Here is a 20,556-nt window from a genome sequence, read left to right as displayed (position 1 = left end):
CGTTTTTTCATTGACGGGATCAGTGACGCATGAACTGACGCAGCGCATCGGCAGCCAGCACGAACCGGGCAAAGGCCCAGTTCCGGTCCTTGCCGAGCGTGTGCAGCTCTGACAGCAACGCCAGCCGGGCATCATTGCGCGCGGCCAGCCAGGCTTCCGCCCCATTCCCGGACAGGGCCTTTTCCGTTGCATCGGCCTGCATGCGCACCAATTCGTTCAGCAGGCGCCGGCCGGCCACACGGTCCCAATAATCCGCATTCAACAGATTGTCGCGGGCAGTTGCCCGCAAACGGTCAATCCGCAACTGGTCGCCGATCGTGTAGAAAGCCTTCCCGGCCTCATGCACACCGATCTCCAGCTTGCCCGCAAGATCAACGATCAGCAGGCCTTGGGCAAAATGGCCCATTGCCGCAGCCCAGCGAGCCAGTTCTTCCGGCGCACCCCGTTTCATCAGGCTGCGGGCCTCGCGCTCAATGCGCGCGGCCGGGAATGGCGAATGAATGCTGGCCAGGATCGCCTTGAACTCGTTCAGGGGCGTTTGTGTATGCTTGACGGCGTCGCCGACATGCAGGTCCGGATGGGTTTCAATGAACCAGAGTGCAGCATCCACCATGGCCGTCGCAGCCAGCAGGCGCAAATCCGTCTGGACTTCTGCGGAAACCTGATTGTCCAGCTGGTCCACTTCCCGCTGGAATTCATCAAACTTCAGCACTGCGCGGGCCGCCTCCAGACCTCGGGCGACCTGGGCATTGTCCCCTCCGGTCACTTCCCGCAGACGCAACAATGCCACCGGGCCGGACATGTCCAGCACACGATTGGCTATGATCGTGGCAATGATTTCCCGCTTCAGCCGGTGATTGGCCATCGCCGTTGAATACGTATTGATCGGGCTCGGGAAATAGTTCGTCAGGAGACCTTCGAAATAGGGATCATCCGGAATGTCGGATTTCACGATATCGTCAAACAGCGTGATCTTGGACCAGGCCAGCAGGACGGCCAGTTCGGGACGCGTCAGGGGTTGTCCGCGTTCGGCCCGTACTTTCATCTCGCCGGTTTCCGGCAGCGTTTCGAGCGCGCGATTGAGGACACCGCGATCTTCCAGATACTCCATCAGGCGCTCAAGTGCGTCGTGATCGTCCCGCGCGGTCGCTTCTGCGAGAGTCAGCGCAAAGGTCTGCGTGTAATTGTGGCGCAGCACCAGAGCCGCAACTTCGTCGGTCATGTCCGCGAGCAGCGCATTTCTCTGGCTGGAATCGAGTGCCCCTTCGCGGATCGCTTCGGCTGCCAGAATCTTGATGTTCACTTCATGGTCGGACGAGTCGACACCGGCTGAATTGTCGATGGCGTCGGTGTTGATCCGGCCACCCCGCAATGCGAATTCAATCCGTCCCGCCTGGGTTACGCCCAGATTGGCCCCTTCCCCGATCACCTTGACGCGGAGCTGGTCTGCGTCGACCCGGATCGTGTCATTGGCCCGGTCCCCGGCAGAGGCATGGGTCTCATGGGCCGCCTTCACATAGGTGCCGATGCCGCCGAACCAGAGCAGGTCCGCCTGCGCCTTCAGCAGGGCATGAATGAGCTCGTCTGGTGTCACCGCGTCCCGGGACAATCCGGTCAGGGCCTTGATCTCGTCGCTCAGCGTGATCGCTTTCGCAGACCGCTCGAATATGCCGCCCCCGGAAGAGAGGATGCCCTTGTTGTAGTCGGCCCAGCTGGATTGCGGCTTGTCGAACAGGCGCTGGCGTTCAGCGAGGTTCTTGCCGGCATCCTGGGGATCGGGATCCACGAAGATGTGCATGTGGTTGAAGGCTGCCACGAGCCGGATTTCCGGCGACAGAAGCATGCCATTGCCGAACACGTCGCCGCTCATGTCGCCGACACCGATCACGGTGAACGGCTCGGACTGGATGTCCTTGCCGATTTCGCGGAAGTGCCGCTTGACCGCTTCCCAGCCGCCACGGGCCGTGATGCCCATTTTCTTGTGATCATAGCCGGCCGATCCGCCCGAGGCGAAGGCATCGCCGAGCCAGTGCCCCATGTCTTCACTGATCGCGTTCGCCGTGTCCGAGAATGTGGCCGTACCCTTGTCGGCCGCCACGACCAGATAGGGGTCTTCCCCGTCCCAGACGATCGTGTTCGCCGGATGGGTCACCTCCCCTTCCACAAGATTGTCCGTCACGCCCAGCAGGGCCCGAATGAATTCCTTGTACGCATCGCGTCCGGCTTCGAACCAGGCGTTGCGGTCCGACCGGTCGGGCAATTGCTTGGGCAGGAAACCGCCTTTCGATCCGACCGGCACGATCACCGCATTCTTGACCTGCTGCGCCTTCACAAGACCCAGAACTTCGGTGCGGTAATCCGATGCCCGGTCAGACCAGCGCAGACCGCCACGGGCCACCGGGCCGAACCGAAGGTGCACCCCCTCAACCCGTGGACTCGACATGTAGATTTCACGAAACGGTTTCGGTTCGGGCAGGTCTTCGAGTTCGCGGCTGGCAATCTTCAGGCTGATAAAGGCCTGCGGCTGGCCGTCGGAGGCGATTTGATAGAAGTTGGTCCGCTGGACCGACATGACGAGATCTGCGAGGCGCCGCAGGACCTGGTCGTCTGCCAGGGCAGACACATCGCGCAACGCAGTTTCGATCTCGGCCCGGACGTCGCGCGCCGCCGCCGCACGGTCTTCAAGAGTCCCTTGCCGGGCCGGGTCGAACCGGATTGCGAACAATTGGAGCAGGAGGCGCGCAATCGCCGGATAGGCCGACAGCGCCGTTTCCTGAACATATTGAGGCTGGTCCATGCCGCTCTGCCGACGATACCCTGCAAGCGCGCGGATCAGGGCAGCTTCCCGCCATGTGGCGTTGGCACTGAGGACAAGGCGGTTGAAGCCGTCATTCTCCGCAAGGCCGCTCCACACGGCCACAAACGTGTCTTCCAATTGGGTCCGTACGCTGTCCAGGTCGATGGCGCTGCCATCCGTGGTGCACATTGCCACGTCGTGGATCCAGTAGGTTTCCGGTGCATCCTCCGCCGGAGGCTCGGACGGGCGGACCGGATACCCGGTTTCGAAATCCACGAACAGGCCCATGCGTTCAAAGATCGGCACACAGGCCGACAAAGGGATGGACCCGCTGCGGGAATAGATCTTCACCCGTATCTTGTCGTCGCCATCAGACTCCATTCGATAGGCGCGGGCAAGCACCTGTCTCGCCGAGGACAGATGCGCCATCGCCGCCACGTCGCGCATCGCTTCATCCGGCGAAAAGGATTCCCGGTAGGCCGCGTTGAAGGCTCCGATGAAGCAACGCGCATTCTCCTGATGCCCCTGCTCCAGGCCGGACTCCACCAGCGCTGCGCGGAAAGCCTGCTCCCAGGTCCGCGCGATCTCCATGATGCGCGCCTCCAGCGCAGCAAGGTCCGGCATCGGATGCCCCTGGTCCAGCCAGATCTCGAAATGGACGCGGACCAGGGTTTCTGAATCAAAATAGGGCCGGAACCGGGTCAGGCGGCCCTTGTAGGCGCTGGTCAGTTCCTGCGTGATCCGCTGACGCAGCGCCGTGTCATAGGCTTCGCGCGGGACATAGACGATGGCGGTGACAAACCGGTCGAACTGATCCTGACGGATGAACAGACGCGTACGCGGTCGCCCGATGAGGTGGAGCGCGCCCATGATGATCGGGCGAAGCACTCGGGACGGTGTCTGGAACAATTCGTCGCGCGGCCACGTCTCCAGCAGATTGGCCAGCGCCTTTTCGGTGTGACCGCCAGGCGTGGCATCCGCCGCATCCATGATCTTCCGGACCCGTCGCCGGATGAACGGAATCGAGCGTGCGGTCTCGTCATAGGCTTCAGCCGTCAACAGGCCGAGAAAACGGACTTCGCCATTCACGCGGCCATTGTCGTCATATTTTTTCACGCCGACATAATCGCAGGCCACGCGGCGATGGACCCGGCTGGTCAGTGTGGACTTGGCCACGATCAGCGGGAAAGGCTCCGACAGGAGCGCGCCGATTTCCGGTGTCAGGACAAGCGGCTCGGCCTCTCGCGACAGAACGTTGAGTTGCTCGTCTTTCAGCAAGCCCAGATTGGAGCCGCCAACCATGATCGGTTCTTCCGGCAGCACCTGACCATCGCCATCGGTCTCGAATTCATATTCCCGGCAGCCGAGGAAAACGAAATGTTCCTTCGAAAGCCATTTCAGGAAGGCCACGGCCTCGTCCCGGTCGGCGTTCTTTAGATGCGGACTGCGCTGCAGCCGCTCGATCTCCTGCTGCATGCGGCCGCGCATCGCTTCGAAGTCGGCAACCGCCATTGCGTTGTCGGACAGGGCCCGGCGTACGCCGGCCTCGACCCGTTTGGCTTCTTCATGCGTCAGGACGGGAAGATGAACCTGAATGATCGAAATCTTGCGGCCATCCTGCATGGCCACGACCGGGTGGAACAGCGTCGCCACCTCGAATCCCTGTCCGCCACATTCCCCCAGCACCGAATCCACCAGAAACGGCATGTCGGGACTGACCGTTTCGACAATCGTCCGTGAGAGCATCCCGCCATCCTCGCCCTCGGCATCCAGGAGGACGCGGACGTCCTGCGCGCCCGGCGCGGCATTCTCCGCCCAGTGCCAGTGTCTCTGGGCCAGGAACTTTAGATCGCGTTCCGTCAAACCCGTGAGGTCTTCGTGCCCGGATTCACGCTGAATCTGGTCAAAAACCTGCTCCAACGGCTCAGAAGAAGCAGAAATTACTGTCATGGGGGGAGTCTCGCGAAAGAACCTAACAATGACCCCATCTAGACTGCGCCGCAGCCGGGCACAACATGTGCGCCGGAAGGAATTTCCGTAACGTCAGGCCATAATGCGCATGACAACGACAGTCCCGGACAGGTCAATTTGGAAACCGGTACGCCAGATAAGGCGGACCCGCCGAACGGGGACGTGTCCGGCGGGTCCTACAGGCCGATTCCGCAGGCTGGGTGGGGGGACGCACGCGGAGGGCCTGATCTGGTTAAATTTGCAATCGCGATGCCAAATACAAGTCGTCGTCAGCAGCGGTTTACATTACGAATATGTGAGTATGGCGTCTCTGTGGAATTCGCAATTATTAACTTTGACACCGCATGCCACACTTTATCGATTTTCACCATAGGCTCAGCTCTGTCCGACTGTTTCAGGCGTGTCTTTTTTTGCAGTTTTTCCCTGCGGGTTGCCGTCCGCCGAAAGCAGGATCGCGATCCACCGCGTACTTTCCGACTGGGCGAAGAAAATCATCATGAGCACGGTCAGTGGCGCGGACAGGAACATGCCGGGAATGCCCCAGATCGCCCCCCAGATTGCCAGCGACAGCAAGACGATCAGCGCCGACAGGTTCAGCGATTCCCCCATCATTCGGGGCTGCACGAAATTTCCGATCGAGAACTGCCAGAAACTTACGGCCACAAACACGATGGCTGCATAGATATAGCTGTCCTCCGGCGGCGTACCGGGAACCCAGGCTGGCAGTTCCGGCTGCACGATGGCAAACAGGGGCGGCACCAGCGCAGCGACAATCGACCCCACGGTCGGGATATAGTTGAGCACAAAGATCAGCGCCGACAGGAACAAGGCGTTCTTCACGCCCAGTGCCAGCAGGGAAAAATAGGTCAGCGACGTGATCAGCGCGGAAATCACGGTCTGTGTCCACAGATAGGTCTCGATGCTGCGCCGCGCCTGGTCACCGATCTGTCGAACCTGCGCACGGCGTTCGAAACTGGGGAAGATGTTGTCCAGTTTGCGGGTCCAGCTGGACTGGGCCAGAAACAGGAAGGCGACATAGATCAGAATCAAAACGAGATCCCCGGACAAGTCCCCGGTCTCATTCGCGATGATCGCAAAGAAACGCTGCCCAGTCTCATTGAACAGCAATTGCTGCAGCGTCGGCGCGCCTGACATGCCGACAACGTCATAGGCGTCGCCGATCAGCGCATTGATACGAGTCTCGTAATCGCCGGCGTCGCGTCCAAACTCGGCGATCCCGTTGGCGAGCAGCGCCATGAATCCGAAGAATCCGCCGAGTACGATCAGGATGGCAATCACCCGTGCCGGTCCGATTTTCAGCGTGCGGGACCAATTGTCGATCATCGTGGCAAAGCCCTCGATGATGAGGAAGAGGAAGACCGCCAGCGCAAAGGGCGCGAGGATGCTGCGCCCATAATGCAGAAAGGTCAGGATGACGCCGGTGGCGATGATCCAGATACCTGTCTTGGTTGCGCGATCCATGGTCTCCCCCCGGGACAGTCCAGTGACACGGTGAGGAGCGCCACGGCCAGCGTCAAGGCCCTGCACCCCTGCCCTTGCCGAATCTGTCGAATTCTCTAGCGTCGCACAAGGTCTGGAACGAAGGGGACAGAGGCGATGGACTCCATTTTTATCGGTGGCGCGGACGCGGACGGCTCGGGTACGCCGGATGTGGCGCAATCCCTGCTGCTGAAAATTGCCAATCGGCATGGATTGATCGCTGGCGCGACCGGTACCGGCAAGACCGTCACGCTGCAGAACCTGGCGCAAGGCTTCTCCGATGCGGGGGTGCCGGTGTTCTGCGCCGATGTGAAAGGCGATCTGTCGGGAATCTGCATGCCCGGCAGCACCGATCACAAGCTGCACGAAAAATTCCTTTCCCGCGCCAGAAAGATCGGCATGGAGTCCCTCGAATACGATTCCGCCCCGACCATCTTCTGGGATGTTTTTGGCGAGAATGGACATCCAATCCGTACGACGATCTCCGAAATGGGGCCCCTGCTCCTGTCCCGGCTGATGGGCCTGACCGACGCTCAGGAAGGCGTGCTGAACATCGCGTTCGAATATGCCGACGACAACGGCCTGCTGCTCCTGGACCTGAAGGATCTGCGCAAGCTTCTGGTCCATATGAGCGACAAGGACGTGCGGGATGCGCTCAGCCAGGAGTACGGCAACATCGCATCGGCGTCGCTCGGCGCCGTTCAGCGCAATCTGCTGGTCATGGAACGCGAAGGCGCCGATCTGTTCTTTGGCGAACCGGCGCTGGAATTGTCCGACATGATGCGCACCGCCACCAATGGCCGCGGCATCGTGAATGTCCTGGATGCGACACGGCTGATCAACAGTCCGAAACTCTACTCCACTTTCCTCTTGTGGCTTCTGTCGGAACTGTTCGAACAGCTTCCGGAAGTCGGCGACCCCGACAAGCCGCGTCTCGTCTTCTTCTTCGACGAGGCCCATCTTCTGTTCGACGATGCGCCTTCTGCCCTGCTCCAGAAGATCGAGCAAGTGGTCCGCCTGATCCGCTCGAAGGGAGTCGGCGTCTATTTCGTCACGCAGAATCCGCGCGACCTGCCGGAAAGCGTTCTGGCCCAGCTCGGCAACCGGCTGCAGCATGCGCTGCGCGCCTATACGCCGGCGGAGCGCAAGGGAGTCCGCGCGGCTGCCCAATCCTTCCGCGAAAACGAGGCGTTCGACACCGAAGAGGTGATCACGCAGCTCGGCGTGGGTGAAGCGCTCGTCTCGACGCTTGATGCCAAGGGCGCCCCCGGCATCGTGCAATGGACAGTGATCCGTCCGCCGGCGTCACGCCTCGGCCCGGCAACCGAGGCCGAGCGCCGCAAGGTGCAGACCTCCAGCCCGGTGGCCGGGAAGTATGAAAAGGCCATCGACCGCGAGTCGGCCTATGAAGTTCTGGAAGCCCGCGAGGCGAAAGCCGCCAGGGACGCCGAGGAACTGGCCAAGCGGGAAGCCAAGGCAAAGGCGGAGCTCGAGAAAAAGAAGAAGAAATCGTCCACGCGGCGCAGCTCGCGGCGGATGAGTTCGCTGGAAAAGGCCGGCAACCAGGCCGCCCGGACGGCGAGCCGCGAGATTGTCCGCTATATCCTGCGCGGCATCATGGGCACGTTCAAACGCTAGCGCTGGTGGTCAGTTCGGCAGACGGTTCGCGTCGGAGTCCTCATCGGAGAATGCATCCTCCTCATCCGGCAGATCGTCATCCATGGCCTCGATCTCTGCCAGGGCCGCATCAACTTCTTCCGACGGCGTGGGTGAATCGCCATAGACCGCCTCCTCGAAGCCGCTGTCCATGTCGTCTTCCATGAAGTCGGCAGCCTCATCGGCGACCGCCACGGACATGACTTCCTCGGATTTCGGCTTGCGCTTCCAGAAGGGTGCCCGCGGATCGGCCTTCCGGTCATACTGCATGCTGTAATATTCATGGGCCGTATGGGTCAGCGGACGCGGCGTGAGGTGCAGGCCGTACTGACGCAGGCGCTCTACCACTTCATCCCGCAGATGCATGCCCGGAAAGGATGAGGCGGCAAACCCATGGGCCTTCATCCAGTCGCGCACATGCCAGCTGCGCACGGTGCCCGCCTCCGCAGGACGCACGCCGGCATGCTCTTCCCACATATAGAGCGTGGCGATGCCGTTGATCGTGGCGTCCATGGCATCGTCCAGAGAGGGCGTCAGGTCCCGTTTCTGGGCCAAGGCCGCCCGCAAGGCCATCTTGCGCGCCTCAAGCTCCTGATAGGTCGCGCCAATCACGGCGATGGCGTTGCGATTGGTCTTGATCAGCGAGGCATTGACCCCGTCCAGCTGAGGGTGCTGGACCGGCAGCAGCACATCCGGCCCGGCTTCCCGGGTCTCTACCAGTTGGGCGATCTCGTTGACGAAACGCTGCAGATTGATGCGCATTTCATGGCTGACCCCGTCCAGCGCCGAGATGGCGCCATCGCGTTCCTCGTCGCGGATTCTCCAGAGTTGCCAGGCGATCATCAGGGCCGCCGCAATCAGCAGTCCCAGTCCGCCCGTGAAGAATGTGTAGAATTGCGCTTCACTCATTCTGAGTTCCCCTCGACGCAGCCATTAACCCGGCCACCCCACATGGCTGTTGGTTAAGTGTGCGGAAACCTTAGCCGGTGAGGACGCGTCCTGCAATCACCTGAAGCTTGCGCAGGAATTCGGGGTCGCGCGCATCCGGCGCCGTGATCAGCGCATGGTCGAGGCAGGTATCGGTGCCATTCGGGTCCGGCGTCCGGTCTGTCCCGGACAGGCTCTCTGCCAGACGGACGACGGCCTTGCGCGCCAGGGCGCTGTTGTGGCCCATGACTTCCAGAACATTGGTGACCGACACCGCATCGGTTTCCTCGCGCCAGCAATCATAATCGGTCACCATGCACAGGATGGCATAGGGCAGCTCCGCTTCGCGGGCCAGCTTGGCCTCCGGCATCGCGGTCATGCCGATTACATCGCATCCCCATTGCCGGTACAGCCGGGACTCCGCGAGAGAGGAGAATTGCGGGCCTTCCATGGCGAGATAGGTGCCCCCGCGATGCATCTTTGCGCCGGCCGCTTCGGCGGCAGTCGCGGCCAGGCCGGACAGACGCGGACAAACCGGGTGGGCCATCGAGACATGGGCCACCATGCCCGTCCCGAAGAACGTCTTGTCCCGGGCGAATGTGCGATCGATGAACTGGTCGGCGGCCACGAACTGGCCGGGCGCATAGGCTTCCTGCAGGCTGCCGCAGGCGGAAATGGACAGGATGTCCGTCACGCCGGCGGCCTTCAGCGCCGCAATGTTGGCACGATACGGAACCTCGGTCGGTGTGATCCGGTGCCCCCTGCCATGACGTGGCAGGAAGACCAGGTCCACCTCCCCTATCCGGCCCCGCACCAGCGTGTCGGACGGCTTGCCCCAGCCTGTTTCCACCGCTTCCTCGCGGCGGTCTTCCAGACCATCAATCTCGTACAGGCCAGAGCCGCCGATAATGCCGAGGGTCCATTTGCTCATATGTTCGTCCTGAATTCCTTGCGCATGCCAATGGGCGGCGGAGAGCGCGGGTTGGGCGTGGTCAGTTCCACATCATCTGCCAGCACGTAGCCAAGCTCTGCATAGAAGTCGACAAGCCTCACCTGATCGTGACGTACCGCCAATTGGGCGCCCAACGCACCGGCTTCGCGTCCGGCCTCTTCCAGGGCGAACAGGATGCGCTCTCCAAAGCCACGCCCACGATAGGCTTTCAGCACACCAATCCGCTTCACTTCCATCCAGAGCCCCTGCCCGGAAGGGCCTGGAACCGGCACCCAGCGCCCTGACCCGATCGGCGCAGTTCCATCGAGCAGGATCGCGCCGCCGCCCTTTTCAAGCTGGGCGGCGACAGATTGAGGAGTTTCGCGGAAGACCGTCGATTCCTCTGAGACGCGCCCGGTCCAGATCTGGCGAGTCAGGCCCTCAACGAGAAAGCCATCCGCCGGGCTTGCCCTGCGGATGGCTATCAATTCAGTCAATGTACTGGTCCGCGCCTAGTGCTCTACGTTGCGCCAGATACGCTTGTAGGAGAACCAGAGCAGGATCGCGAGAATGCCGAGATAGACCATCACGGCGAGGCCCAGCGACCGGCGGTTGCCCTGCTTCGGCTCACCGGCCCAGGCCAGGAATTGCGCAACGTCGTAGGACATCTGTTCGATCGTGGCTTCGGTGCCGTCGCTATACTCGACGCGGCCCGGAACCAGCTGCGGTGGCATGGCCAGGAAGCCGCCCGGAGGCGCGTGGCGTGGGTCGCCTTCGAATTGTGGCACCGTGTCGCCCGGCATGTACGGGTTGTAGTACTGGCCGACATTCTGGATCAGGTAGCCTTCATAGTGATGATCATCGCCGTGGCCAATGTGCAGCTTGGACGTATCGATCACGGTCTGGACTTCAGCCGGGGCGTCGTCGGTCGCCTCGGTGACCACGCGCTCCTTGAAGACTTCGTCGTCCGGATATCCAGCCAGCAGGCTGTAGACATAGGACGCACCGCCATGACGGGCTTTCGTGATGACAGAAAGATCCGGCGGAACTGCGCCGCCATTGGCTGCACGGGCCGCATTGTCGTTCGGGTACGGGCTGCGGAACCGGTCAGCGGGGGTTGCCGGGCGGAAATCATAATCGCCGGCCTCATTCGGGGTCGGGCTGAGGATTTCGTTCTGCGCGGCGAGTGCCTTCACATACGGGTTGTCGTTCGGGTTCGGATAGTCCGGGTCGTAGAACGGGCCGCCGGGATCGCCGAGATTGCGATAGCTGAGCAGCTTCATCGAGTGACAGGACGAGCAGACTTCCTGATAGACCTGATACCCGCGCTGGAGAGACGCCTGGTCGAACTGACCGGTCACGCCTTCAAAGGGCCAGCCCTCTTCCGGAGCGTGCGGGTGAGCGGCACCACCGGCAGCGTGAGCTGATGCGGCGATCATGAGGCCGGCAAGACCGGCGGTGAGAATGCGGAACGCTTTCATGATTATCCCCAAAGCTCCCTATTCAGCCGGCACGGCCGACGCCGACGCTTTTTCGCGTTTCAGCACGGATTTATGGATGGATTCCGGCAGTTCCTTCGGCTTCTCGGTCAGGCCGAGGAAGAACAGAAGGAAGAAGAAGCCGAAATAGCAGAAGGTCAGGATCAGCGAGAAGTGGCGGAACAGGAAGGTCGGCGCCGGCACAGCGGCGAGCGACGGGCTCGCGCCTTCCGGCAGGCTTTCCATGAACCGTTTCGCGTCGACATAGGCTTCGCCGCCGCCCTTGTATTCGCTGGTCGCTTCCTGGCCATCTGCCGTGTAGCTCACCACCAGTTTCGGATCGCCCTGCAGCGCCGGGATCACCGGATCATCCGGGTTGGCCGCGCCACACCAGCCGAGCAGCAGGCAGACGGCGACAAAACCGAAGAAGAACTGCTTGGCCACCGGACGGTAGCGCATGGACTTCACTTTCGACGTGTCGAGCCAAGGCAGGATGAACAGGACCGCGATGGCCGCAAACATGAAGATCACGCCGAGCAGCTTGGCCGGGATCGGGCCGAGGTCGAAGGTGATGGCGCGCAGGATGGCGTAGAATGGCAGCAGGTACCATTCCGGCACGATGTGCGCAGGCGTCACCAGCGGGTTGGCTTCGATATAGTTGTCGGCATGGCCCAGAACGTTCGGGGCGTAGAAGACGAAGACAGCAAACATGATCAGGAAGATCACGATCGCGAAGGCGTCCTTCACCGTATAGTACGGGTGGAACGGCACGGTGTCTTTCGCAACATCCTGAACCTCGACACCGGTCGGGTTGTTGTTGCCCGGCACGTGCAGCGCCCAGACGTGCAGGATGACGGCGCCGGCAATCATGAAGGGCAGCAGATAGTGCAGCGAGAAGAAGCGCTGCAGCGTCTGGTTGCCGATGGACGGTCCGCCGAGAATCCAGGTCTGGAGGCTTTCACCCACCAGCGGGATGGCGCCGAACAGCGACGTGATCACGTTGGCGCCGTGATAGGACATCTGGCCCCAGGGCAGCATGTAGCCGAGGAAGGCCGTCGCCATCATCAGCAGATAGATGACGCAGCCCAGGATCCACAGGATCTCGCGCGGCGCCTTGTAGGAACCGTAATAGAGCCCGCGGAACATGTGCAGATAGACCGCCAGGAAGAACATCGAGGCGCCGTTCGCGTGGATGTAACGCAGCAGCCAGCCATAGGGCACGTCGCGCATGATGCGCTCGACCGAGGCAAAGGCGCCGTCGACGCTTGCCTCATAGTGCATGGCAAGAATGACACCGGTCAGGATCTGAACGACCAGGCAGACGGCCAGAATGCCGCCGAACGTGTACCAGTAGTTCAGATTTTTCGGGGTCGGGAAATTGATCGCCGTATCCTGCGCGAAGCGGACAATCGGCAGACGCGTATCAAGCCATTTCGTGAAGGCGTTGGTGGGCGTGTAGGTGGATTCGTGGCCACTCATCTACGGTATCCTTCCCTTAAAGCGAGATATTGATCACGGAATCGGACACGTATTTGTAATCCGGAACCGGGAGGTTTGTGGGAGCGGGGCCTTTGCGGATGCGGCCGGACGTGTCGTAGTGCGACCCGTGGCACGGGCAGTACCAGCCGCCAAAGTCACCGGTGTTACCCTGGGCCGGGCCAACCGGGACACAGCCAAGGTGCGTACAGGAGCCGGACGTCACCAGAATGGCCGGGTTCAGCGACCCGTCGCCCTTGGGACGCAGGCGCTCATCATCGGTCTGCGGGTCGCGCAGGGTTGCCACATTCACCGAGTCCGCTGCAGCAATCTCGGCGGCGGTGCGGTGGCGCACGAAGAACGGCTTGCCGCCGATCAGAACGCGAATCTCGCCGCCCAGCGGAATCTTGGACACGTCGACATCAAGTGCCGAAGCGGCCTTGGTGTCAGCGGCCGGGTTCCACTGGTCGACAGCGGCCCAGGCGAACATGGCCGCGCCGCCGAAAGCGGCCGCACCGGTGGCGATATGGATGAAATTGCGGCGATCCTCGTCGATCGTCTCGCCATGATCGTGTGCAGGTGTATCAGTCACGCTTGTCCCGTCCCTTGCGAAGGCAGAAATCTGGCCCCGTAATACAGGAGCCCGCCCCCCTGCACATTGCGGCAAGTGGGCGCGGGTGCCTCCCCGTAAACTACTATTCGCAGCGCGTTATCCTGACTTGGCGCCTGTGACAACAGGGCGCTTGCAAGTGTCGCACTCCTGGCGGCATGTGTCGCGCCATGAAGGATGCCGATCTGAAGATGCAGAAATCCCGTGCGCGGGAGTGGTTTCGCTCGCTGCAAGCGGATATTTGCGCCCGTTTCGAAGCCCTGGAAGACGCCGCAGACCGCCCACTCTACTCCGGCGCACCCGGCCGGTTCGAGCTGACCGAATGGAAGCGCGGCGATGGCAGCGAGGATCTCGGAGGCGGCCGGATGGGCCTCATGCGGGGCAAGGTATTTGAAAAGGTCGGTGTCCATTTCTCCGAAGTGTATGGCACCTTTTCCGAAGCCTTTGCGGCGCAGATCCCGGGGGCGGACCAATCGGATGGCCGGTTCTGGGCCTCCGGCATTTCCCTGATCGCTCATCCGCGCAATCCCAAGGTGCCGGCCGCGCACATGAACACGCGCATGCTGGTGACCAGCCAGTCCTGGTTCGGCGGCGGCGGAGACCTCAATCCCCTGCTCGATTACCAGCGCGATCAGGCCTTTGAAGACAGTGTCGACTTTCACGCCGCCATGAAAGCCGCGTGCGATACGCATCCGGGCGCCGACCATGCCCAGATGAAGGCGACCTGCGACACCTATTTCCATCTCCCTCATCGAGACGAACCCCGCGGGACGGGCGGCATATTCTATGACCGCTTCAACACGGGCGACTGGGAGGCTGATTTCGCCTTCACACAACAGGTCGGCTCACAATTCGCGGACATTTATCCGCAATTGGTCGCCCGCCGCATGAACGAAACCTGGAGCGAGGCCCAGCGAGAGGAACAGCTAGTCCAGCGCGGGCGGTATGTGGAGTTCAATCTGCTCTATGATCGCGGCACGACCTTCGGCCTCAAGACGGGCGGCAATGTGACGAGCATCCTCTCCTCCATGCCCCCTGTCGTGAAATGGCCCTAGCGCCTCAGCCGGTTTGGCAATAGCGCGCGTCGCCGTCCGGTAGCTCGATCGGAACAGACCGTTCCTTCACGAGGGTGAAATAATCGTCTTCCCGTGTCGGACGCAAATAGATGGCGATGCGCGGATCCTTGAACGGGTTTGCGCCCGGCTTCAGGCACGGTCTTGTCGTCACGCTGACGGAGAGGCTCTTCTGCCCCGGCGTATCCTTCAGGCTGAGCATATGGGCGCGGAACTCGTCCATGCGCGGGGCGTCTTTCGGATCGATCCGCAACCGGTGAAACGCAAACCCGGCCTTCGAACGCTTGGTGAGAAACGCCGTGAGACCCCCGGGAACCGGCTTGAGATGAAACAGCTCCTCTCGTGTGCGATCCCCCTCCTCCTGCCAAACGGTCAGGACAAGCGTGGCCCCGTCTTCCGGCAGGTCGTAATCGTCCGGCGCGCGTACGGCGACCTCAATCTGGCTGGCATCCATCGCAACCGGGTCCAGCGCGGCGAGCTTCGGCAAGCTCGCGACCGGCACACTGGTACAGGCGACCAGAGCGGCCAAGCCCAACGAGATGAGAAAACCTCTTGCGGTCGACACGATCATGAGAATACCTTTTGTTCGATAATAAATTCATGTAAAACATGAATTTTCTAATGACAAGAGTGAACATGACTCCTTCCATTCGCCTTCCGGGCCGCACCCGCCTGATCTGCCGCTCCATGAAATGGCTGGCCTTGGCAGCCACCGGCCTGATCATCATTTTCTATTTCACGACCGACGCCGTATCCGCGATCCTCGATGCGGTCTGGGCCGGCCTGCAACCGCAGGTGCGGGAAGATGTGGCCTATTCGGCGGGCAAGAAACTCCTGCTTCAGACGCTGGCAACCATCAGCTATTTCAGTCTTGTCCTGATCCTGCTGGGCGCGGCCCGAGTGTTCAGCGTGTTCCAGACCGGAAAGGTGTTTGGCCCCATTGCCGTGCGCGCCGTCCGGTTTCTTGGCCTGATGATTTTCCTGTTCGCCGCCATACAGCTGGTCATGCCGACCTTGATGGTGCTGGGTCTCACATTCGACAATGGCGAGGATCGCCGGGCGCTGACCATTGCGGTCAATTCCATGCAGGTCGTGCTTTTGCTGATCGGCGCCATCATCCTGATCATCGGACAGATCCTGACGCAGGCAACCGATATTGCCCTTGAGAACGAGCAGTTCGTCTGATGGCGATCATTGTCCGCCTCGATGTCATGCTTGCATTGCGCAAGATGAAGTCCAAGGAACTCGCCGCCGCGATCGGCATCTCGGAGCAGAACCTGTCGCAATTGCGACAGGGCCGGGTGAAAGGCGTGCGGTTCGAAACCCTGGACAAGATCTGCGCGGTGCTCGACTGCAAGCCCGGCGACATTCTCGACCGCGACGAGGACTGACACCGAACGTGCGTCCGGAAATTGGGCAGTCTCCCGAAAAAACGATGACGAACAGGGCAGTGAGCCCCGGATTAACGTTTCGGAAATGACGAAAACTTCATTCAGAGGTATAAGCATGGTCGATGGTCGCAAACGCGAAAGCCTTTCCCTGGGGGGCAGGGATACTGCTCCTGCTCGCGACGGTGACAGCCGCCGCAGCAGGAGCAGTGATATCCGGCGGCAGCGCCGATCCCTGGTATGCCGCACTCCACAAGCCCTTTCTGACGCCGCCAGACATCCTGTTTGCCCTGGTCTGGCCAATCCTGTTTGTCCTGATGGCGGCCGGCGCCATGCTGGTGCTGGAACGGGCGGGCTCCTTTGAACGGGCGATCAGCCCGCTGGGGCTCTACTATACGATGCTGGCTTTCAATGCCGGCTGGAGCCTTGCCTTTTTCGGCCTGCAGGACGTGTCGCTGGCCCTCGGCATCCTGGTCGCCCTGTGGCTGCTGATCATCGCGATGATGCAGGATTTCTGGCGCTATTCGCATCTCGCCGCATTGCTCCAGCTGCCCTATCTCGCCTGGATCAGTTTCGCCGGGTATCTGAACGCCTTCATTCTGTTCGCGAACTGAGCCGCGCCAGCAATTCACCGCGCCCGAGCGTGAAATCCGAGGCGATCCAGTCCTCTTCCAGTGCGCGCAATCGGTCTCCGATGCCCGGACCCTTGAGCCCCGCCGCCAGCGCATCCTCGCCGCCGATCGGAAATGATGGCCGCTGCCAGTCCTCCGCCGCGCGAAGGACGGCCTCGAACGCGTCCGCTCCGGGCCCCTGGGCCGCCTCGATCAGCGCGCGATCCAGAACAGCCTCTGCGCCGTGGCGGTAGAACAGACCGCGCAAGGCCTTTTCCGGCAGTCCGAGAACATGCGTCAGCGCAGGCGCAGCCCACTGGGCGAGCCGTCCGGCTTCGGCATTGGACAGCCGCAGATGCGCTGTCATGTACTGCACATCCCTTGGCCGGCGGGGCACCATGGCCATCAGCCGCCGCAGCGGGTCCGGTGCGAGACCGGCCCCCTGCTCTATGGCGACCAGAGATGGCAGTTCCGACGCGCTCGCCCCCGGCAGGACGGCCGTCATCACACCAGTGTCTTCCATCGCCATCAGGGCTTCGGACGGGTCTGGCGCTTCCATCAGGCGTTTCAATTCCTTCCAGATTCGTTCTGCTGCGATCTTCGCGAGCCCGTCCTTCTGGCGCTCGCAGGCTGCCAGACCTTCGCCATCCAAGCCTGCGCCATACCAGGCATTGAAACGGAAGAAGCGCAGAATGCGCAGATAATCCTCGCGCAGACGCTGATCGGCATCCCCGATGAAGATCACCCGGCCTTCAATGGCATCCTCGATCGAGCCGGGCACGATTTCATGCAACCGGCCATCCGGCGCGGCATAGATGGCGTTCAGGCGGAAATCCCGGCGCTGGGCGTCCTCGGCCCAATCCTCGGTGAAGGCGACCACGGCGCGGCGCCCGTCGGTCTCGACATCCCGGCGCAGACTGGTGATCTCGAACGGGCGGCTGTCGACAATGGCCGTGATCGTGCCGTGCTCGATCCCGGTGGGAATGGCGCGAATGCCCGCATCAGACAGGGCTGAAAGCGTTTCATCCGGTTTCAGTTGCGTCGCAATGTCGATGTCATCCGTTTCCACACCGCGCAGCGGGTTTCGCACGCATCCGCCGACGAAGCGCGCCCCGCCTGGCCGCGCCGCCTCCAGCGCGGCCATGACCGCACGCGTGCCGGGCCAGTCCAGCCAGGGCGCGGAAATGCGGTCAGTTCGAGTCATCGTCCGGCGCCGCAGTGTCTGGCGCATCAGGGTCCGGGTCCGCCTCCTCCGTGCGGCCGGCGCCGCTGGTGTCCGGCGCGGTTGCCCGGATCTCGCGGGAATCATGAATCTCGGTGCCCGGCCCGGTGGCCCCGCGGGCAGAGCGCACGCTGTCGCGCTCGCGCGGGACGCCGACATTGGTGACATCATGTTCGCAGGGATAGTCCCGCGCCGGGATCAGCTTGCCATTCTCCAGCCGGGCCGGTTCGTGGCAGATGTCGCGCTCCTTCGGCTCCATCAGGATCAGAATGAACCAGGCCAGAGTGGCCAGCGCGATGCCGCACAGGAACAGGATGTTGATCGGCCATTTGCGCCGACCTTCCTGCTCCGCGCTGGAGGTTGCCAGCAGGTAGAGACCGAACACGATGAACGGAATCGAGAAGATGAAAATCTCAAAGGCGATACGTCCGGCCAAAACGGCAATCCCTCCTGTTGCTACACCCTAGATAAGGCGCCGACCCGTCGAACAAAGCCCGAAAACCCGCCCGGATCAATCATCGTAGAGTGTGTGGTACAGTTTCCGGATGATGCCGGCGGTCACGCCCCAGATGCGAAAGCCGCCATGCGGCATCTCGTAGAATTTCCGCTCCCGTCCCTTGTAGACCGCACTGCCGACCTGGTGGTTGGCAATGTTCATCAGGAAATCGAGCGGGGTTTCGAACACATCGGCCACTTCGGTCGGGTCCGGCGACGGCTCGAAATCTGCCGGCAACAGGCCAACCACCGGTATGATCCGGAACATCGTGCCCGTGACATAGGGGGCGCCGCAGCCGAGCACATCAACCTCTGACGGGCACACGCCAACCTCCTCCTCGGCCTCCCGCAGGGCAGCGGCCACGGCGTCCACATCTTCCGGATCGACTTTCCCGCCCGGGAACGCGACCTGTCCGGCATGGGTTGCCATCGTATCCGGGCGCAGGGTGAGCAAGGCGGTCGGGCCTGACTTGCGGGGAATGACGCCGATCAGAACGGCCGCGGCGCGGATTGCCGCCATGTCCTGAGGCGTCAGGAAATCGAGATCGCCATATTCTTCCAGCCGCCCCGGCCCCTTGGGCGGGTCAAGCCGGTCGGTGACCCGCTGCACGAAATCTTCAAGCCCGTTCCAGCTCATGCCGTATCAGGCCGCCGGGCCGAGCGGAAAGAAACACCCCTGGCTCCATACGCCCAGCATGTCGGACCCGTCCGGCGCGGGTTCGGCAAGGTCAGCCAGTTCGTAGAAGACCGGCCGTGCAAGTTTGGCATCCAGCTGTCCGCGCACACGCACATAGGGGGCAGGCTCTCCGGTGTCAGGATCGGTTTCGACGCGCAGCGGCGCGTCCGGCCCTGCCAGGGTCACATCGCCCAGATTGGTCACGAAGGCCAGCGTCTGTTGCGGCCCGGGCTCCCCTGCCCGCTCGACCCGCACGGCAAGGAAGGGCGCATCCTCGACATGGACGATCACCTTCTCATAAGGCGTGACCAGCCAGGTCGAACCGTCCGGATCCTGTCTCAGGATGCGAGAGAACAGCTTGACCAGCTTTTCCCGGTTTATGCGCCCGCCTTCATGCCACCAGCTGCCATCGGCGCGGATTTCCATGTCGATATCGGCCGACCTGTCAGGATTCCACAAATGCACGGGCGGCAAGCTGCCCTCCACCTTGCCATCGGGAAGGATCGCTTTAAGCGTTTCCTCAAGACTGATTGTGGTTGGGGCACTGGAATTCACATTTTGCTCCGCCATGATCCGGCCTTAGACATAGGTTTGTTTATTCAGGACGAAAAGCCGGAGGCGCCCTTTTGATGGCCGATACTGACCAGGTAAGTGATGCAATCGTGGCCGAAGCCGAAGCCGCCGCCGAGACGCTGGCACAGGTAAAGACCGAGATCGCCAAGGCGGTGTTCGGCCAGGACCGTGTGGTGGAACTGTCCCTGGCGGCCGTTCTGGCCGGGGGACATGCGCTGCTGATCGGCGCGCCCGGCCTCGCCAAGACACGCCTGGTCGAAGCGATGGGCACGGCGCTGGGCCTGGCCAATCAACGCATCCAGTTCACACCGGATCTGATGCCGTCGGATATCATCGGGTCTGAAGTGCTGGACGAAAGCCCGAGCGGCCAACGCACCTTCCGCTTCCTGAAAGGGCCGATCTTCACCCAGCTGCTGATGGCCGACGAGATCAACCGTGCCAGCCCGCGCACCCAGTCTGCCCTGCTTCAGGCCATGCAGGAACGGCATGTGACCGTTGCCGGCGTGCGCCATGATCTGCCCGCCCCCTTCCATGTTCTGGCAACCCAGAACCCGATCGAGCAGGAAGGCACCTACCCTCTGCCGGAAGCGCAGCTGGACCGGTTCCTGCTGAAAGTGGACGTGAATTATCCTGATCTCGACACCGAGCGTCGCATCCTGATCGAGACCACGACCGGGGATGACAACACCGTTCGCCCCGCGCTGGATGCCGAGCGGCTGATCGCGCTGCAGGGGCTCGTGCGGCGGATGCCGGTGGGCGAGAAGATCGTCTCGGCGATCCTTGGCCTTGTGCGCGAGGCACGGCCGGAGCAGACGAGCGACGAGCGCGTGAAGCGGCTGGTGGATTGGGGCCCTTCCCCGCGCGCGGGCCAGGCCCTGATGCTGGCCGCGCGGAGCCGTGCGCTGTTGCGCGGTCGTCTTGCACCCAGCATCGAGGATGTCGAGGCACTGGCCGAACCGTGCCTCGGCCACCGTATGGCGATGCGCTATGACCCGACGGGCGAGGCGCCCGGCCTGACCGATCTGATCAATGACCTTGCCCGGAAGGTTGGCTAGCGTTCCCGGAATGACACTCGCCCGCGAACTTCAACACGTATCCAGCCTCGCCGTCACCGCCGCATGCCTTGTGGCCTGTTCGCAGCAAGCACCGTCGGCTGCATCTACGAATTTCGA

Annotated in this window: 19 protein-coding genes; 6 read left to right on the top strand and 13 right to left on the bottom strand. The window is 62.2% G+C overall.

Going from position 1 to position 20,556, the window contains the following annotated elements:
* Positions 1 to 19: 19 nt before the first annotated feature.
* Both HF955_RS09050 and HF955_RS09045 read right to left on the bottom strand, forming a co-directional pair.
* Positions 20 to 4,747, bottom strand: a complete 4,728-nt coding sequence (locus HF955_RS09050; protein WP_291079217.1) for an NAD-glutamate dehydrogenase — start codon at positions 4,745 to 4,747, stop codon at positions 20 to 22.
* Positions 4,748 to 5,143: 396 nt separating this feature from the next.
* The gene (locus HF955_RS09045; RefSeq protein ID WP_291079216.1) at positions 5,144 to 6,250 is read right to left on the bottom strand and encodes an AI-2E family transporter; all 1,107 of its coding nucleotides are present in this window, start codon (positions 6,248 to 6,250) and stop codon (positions 5,144 to 5,146) included.
* 135 nt (positions 6,251 to 6,385) lie between these two features.
* Here HF955_RS09045 and HF955_RS09040 point away from each other — a divergent pair, with 135 nt between their 5' ends.
* Positions 6,386 to 7,906, top strand: a complete 1,521-nt coding sequence (locus HF955_RS09040) for a helicase HerA-like domain-containing protein (protein WP_291079215.1) — start codon at positions 6,386 to 6,388, stop codon at positions 7,904 to 7,906.
* 9 nt (positions 7,907 to 7,915) lie between these two features.
* On the opposite strand, the gene HF955_RS09035 is transcribed toward HF955_RS09040, so the two are convergent.
* From HF955_RS09035 to petA, 6 genes are all read right to left on the bottom strand, one after another.
* The gene (locus HF955_RS09035; protein WP_291079214.1) at positions 7,916 to 8,833 is read right to left on the bottom strand and encodes a hypothetical protein; all 918 of its coding nucleotides are present in this window, start codon (positions 8,831 to 8,833) and stop codon (positions 7,916 to 7,918) included.
* Between the two features lie 70 nt (positions 8,834 to 8,903).
* Positions 8,904 to 9,782: an S-methyl-5'-thioadenosine phosphorylase gene (locus tag HF955_RS09030; protein WP_291079213.1), complete on the bottom strand. Its 879-nt coding sequence runs from the start codon at positions 9,780 to 9,782 to the stop codon at positions 8,904 to 8,906.
* Positions 9,779 to 10,279, bottom strand: a complete 501-nt coding sequence (locus HF955_RS09025; protein WP_291079212.1) for a GNAT family N-acetyltransferase — start codon at positions 10,277 to 10,279, stop codon at positions 9,779 to 9,781. The genes HF955_RS09030 and HF955_RS09025 overlap by 4 nt, the downstream gene beginning before the upstream one ends.
* 15 nt (positions 10,280 to 10,294) lie before the next feature.
* A complete protein-coding gene (locus tag HF955_RS09020; protein WP_291079211.1) occupies positions 10,295 to 11,263 on the bottom strand; it encodes a cytochrome c1 in 969 nt (322 codons plus the stop codon).
* 18 nt (positions 11,264 to 11,281) lie between these two features.
* Complete coding sequence (locus HF955_RS09015) at positions 11,282 to 12,739, bottom strand: cytochrome b N-terminal domain-containing protein (protein ID WP_291079210.1); 1,458 nt, start codon at positions 12,737 to 12,739, stop codon at positions 11,282 to 11,284.
* A 16-nt stretch (positions 12,740 to 12,755) separates the two neighbouring features.
* Complete coding sequence (gene petA / locus HF955_RS09010) at positions 12,756 to 13,328, bottom strand: ubiquinol-cytochrome c reductase iron-sulfur subunit (protein ID WP_291079209.1); 573 nt, start codon at positions 13,326 to 13,328, stop codon at positions 12,756 to 12,758.
* Between the two features lie 188 nt (positions 13,329 to 13,516).
* Here petA and hemF point away from each other — a divergent pair, with 188 nt between their 5' ends.
* A complete protein-coding gene (hemF, locus tag HF955_RS09005; RefSeq protein ID WP_291079208.1) occupies positions 13,517 to 14,401 on the top strand; it encodes an oxygen-dependent coproporphyrinogen oxidase in 885 nt (294 codons plus the stop codon).
* 4 nt (positions 14,402 to 14,405) lie between these two features.
* Here the strand turns inward: hemF and HF955_RS09000 are convergent, their stop codons facing one another.
* Positions 14,406 to 14,990: a hypothetical protein gene (locus HF955_RS09000; protein ID WP_291079207.1), complete on the bottom strand. Its 585-nt coding sequence runs from the start codon at positions 14,988 to 14,990 to the stop codon at positions 14,406 to 14,408.
* 65 nt (positions 14,991 to 15,055) lie between these two features.
* Between HF955_RS09000 and HF955_RS08995 the strand changes: the two genes are divergently transcribed.
* The 3 genes from HF955_RS08995 to HF955_RS08985 all read left to right on the top strand — a co-directional run bounded on the left by HF955_RS08995 (position 15,056) and on the right by HF955_RS08985 (position 16,421).
* The gene (locus HF955_RS08995) at positions 15,056 to 15,604 is read left to right on the top strand and encodes a DUF2975 domain-containing protein (protein ID WP_291079206.1); all 549 of its coding nucleotides are present in this window, start codon (positions 15,056 to 15,058) and stop codon (positions 15,602 to 15,604) included.
* Complete coding sequence (locus HF955_RS08990) at positions 15,604 to 15,810, top strand: helix-turn-helix transcriptional regulator (RefSeq protein WP_291079205.1); 207 nt, start codon at positions 15,604 to 15,606, stop codon at positions 15,808 to 15,810. Before HF955_RS08995 ends, HF955_RS08990 begins: the two co-directional genes overlap by 1 nt.
* A 122-nt stretch (positions 15,811 to 15,932) precedes the next feature.
* Positions 15,933 to 16,421, top strand: a complete 489-nt coding sequence (locus HF955_RS08985; protein WP_291079204.1) for a TspO/MBR family protein — start codon at positions 15,933 to 15,935, stop codon at positions 16,419 to 16,421.
* Here HF955_RS08985 and HF955_RS08980 read toward each other — a convergent pair.
* The 4 genes from HF955_RS08980 to HF955_RS08965 all read right to left on the bottom strand — a co-directional run bounded on the left by HF955_RS08980 (position 16,402) and on the right by HF955_RS08965 (position 19,381).
* The gene (locus HF955_RS08980; RefSeq protein WP_291079203.1) at positions 16,402 to 17,622 is read right to left on the bottom strand and encodes a CCA tRNA nucleotidyltransferase; all 1,221 of its coding nucleotides are present in this window, start codon (positions 17,620 to 17,622) and stop codon (positions 16,402 to 16,404) included. The two genes, HF955_RS08985 and HF955_RS08980, sit on opposite strands and share 20 nt — an antisense overlap.
* A complete protein-coding gene (locus HF955_RS08975; RefSeq protein WP_291079202.1) occupies positions 17,609 to 18,076 on the bottom strand; it encodes a DUF6111 family protein in 468 nt (155 codons plus the stop codon). Before HF955_RS08975 ends, HF955_RS08980 begins: the two co-directional genes overlap by 14 nt.
* Positions 18,077 to 18,151: 75 nt before the next feature.
* On the bottom strand, positions 18,152 to 18,772 hold the full coding sequence (locus HF955_RS08970; protein WP_291079201.1) for a CoA pyrophosphatase: 621 nt from the start codon (positions 18,770 to 18,772) through the stop codon (positions 18,152 to 18,154).
* A gap of 6 nt (positions 18,773 to 18,778) precedes the next feature.
* Positions 18,779 to 19,381: a DUF1285 domain-containing protein gene (locus HF955_RS08965; RefSeq protein ID WP_036260550.1), complete on the bottom strand. Its 603-nt coding sequence runs from the start codon at positions 19,379 to 19,381 to the stop codon at positions 18,779 to 18,781.
* Between the two features lie 59 nt (positions 19,382 to 19,440).
* On the opposite strand from HF955_RS08965, the gene HF955_RS08960 reads away from it, so the two are divergent.
* Positions 19,441 to 20,439, top strand: a complete 999-nt coding sequence (locus HF955_RS08960) for a MoxR family ATPase (protein ID WP_291079200.1) — start codon at positions 19,441 to 19,443, stop codon at positions 20,437 to 20,439.
* The last annotated feature ends 117 nt before the right edge of the window (positions 20,440 to 20,556 follow it).

The organism is Hyphomonas sp. (assembly GCF_017792385.1).
Classification (GTDB): Bacteria; Pseudomonadota; Alphaproteobacteria; order Caulobacterales; family Hyphomonadaceae; genus Hyphomonas.
This window is presented reverse-complemented; position numbering and strand designations above follow the sequence as displayed.

What these genes read in the sequence shown, in the direction of transcription:
- HF955_RS09050 (WP_291079217.1), bottom strand. Translation starts at nt 4,747, where the DNA reads ATGACAGTAATTTCTGCTTCTTCTGAGCCGTTGGAGCAGGTTTTTGAC.
- HF955_RS09045 (WP_291079216.1), bottom strand. Translation starts at nt 6,250, where the DNA reads ATGGATCGCGCAACCAAGACAGGTATCTGGATCATCGCCACCGGCGTC.
- HF955_RS09040 (WP_291079215.1), top strand. Translation starts at nt 6,386, where the DNA reads ATGGACTCCATTTTTATCGGTGGCGCGGACGCGGACGGCTCGGGTACG.
- HF955_RS09035 (WP_291079214.1), bottom strand. Translation starts at nt 8,833, where the DNA reads ATGAGTGAAGCGCAATTCTACACATTCTTCACGGGCGGACTGGGACTG.
- HF955_RS09030 (WP_291079213.1), bottom strand. Translation starts at nt 9,782, where the DNA reads ATGAGCAAATGGACCCTCGGCATTATCGGCGGCTCTGGCCTGTACGAG.
- HF955_RS09020 (WP_291079211.1), bottom strand. Translation starts at nt 11,263, where the DNA reads ATGAAAGCGTTCCGCATTCTCACCGCCGGTCTTGCCGGCCTCATGATC.
- HF955_RS09015 (WP_291079210.1), bottom strand. Translation starts at nt 12,739, where the DNA reads ATGAGTGGCCACGAATCCACCTACACGCCCACCAACGCCTTCACGAAA.
- hemF (WP_291079208.1), top strand. Translation starts at nt 13,517, where the DNA reads ATGAAGGATGCCGATCTGAAGATGCAGAAATCCCGTGCGCGGGAGTGG.
- HF955_RS09000 (WP_291079207.1), bottom strand. Translation starts at nt 14,990, where the DNA reads ATGATCGTGTCGACCGCAAGAGGTTTTCTCATCTCGTTGGGCTTGGCC.
- HF955_RS08995 (WP_291079206.1), top strand. Translation starts at nt 15,056, where the DNA reads ATGACTCCTTCCATTCGCCTTCCGGGCCGCACCCGCCTGATCTGCCGC.
- HF955_RS08990 (WP_291079205.1), top strand. Translation starts at nt 15,604, where the DNA reads ATGGCGATCATTGTCCGCCTCGATGTCATGCTTGCATTGCGCAAGATG.
- HF955_RS08985 (WP_291079204.1), top strand. Translation starts at nt 15,933, where the DNA reads ATGGTCGCAAACGCGAAAGCCTTTCCCTGGGGGGCAGGGATACTGCTC.
- HF955_RS08980 (WP_291079203.1), bottom strand. Translation starts at nt 17,622, where the DNA reads ATGACTCGAACTGACCGCATTTCCGCGCCCTGGCTGGACTGGCCCGGC.
- HF955_RS08970 (WP_291079201.1), bottom strand. Translation starts at nt 18,772, where the DNA reads ATGAGCTGGAACGGGCTTGAAGATTTCGTGCAGCGGGTCACCGACCGG.
- HF955_RS08965 (WP_036260550.1), bottom strand. Translation starts at nt 19,381, where the DNA reads ATGGCGGAGCAAAATGTGAATTCCAGTGCCCCAACCACAATCAGTCTT.
- HF955_RS08960 (WP_291079200.1), top strand. Translation starts at nt 19,441, where the DNA reads ATGGCCGATACTGACCAGGTAAGTGATGCAATCGTGGCCGAAGCCGAA.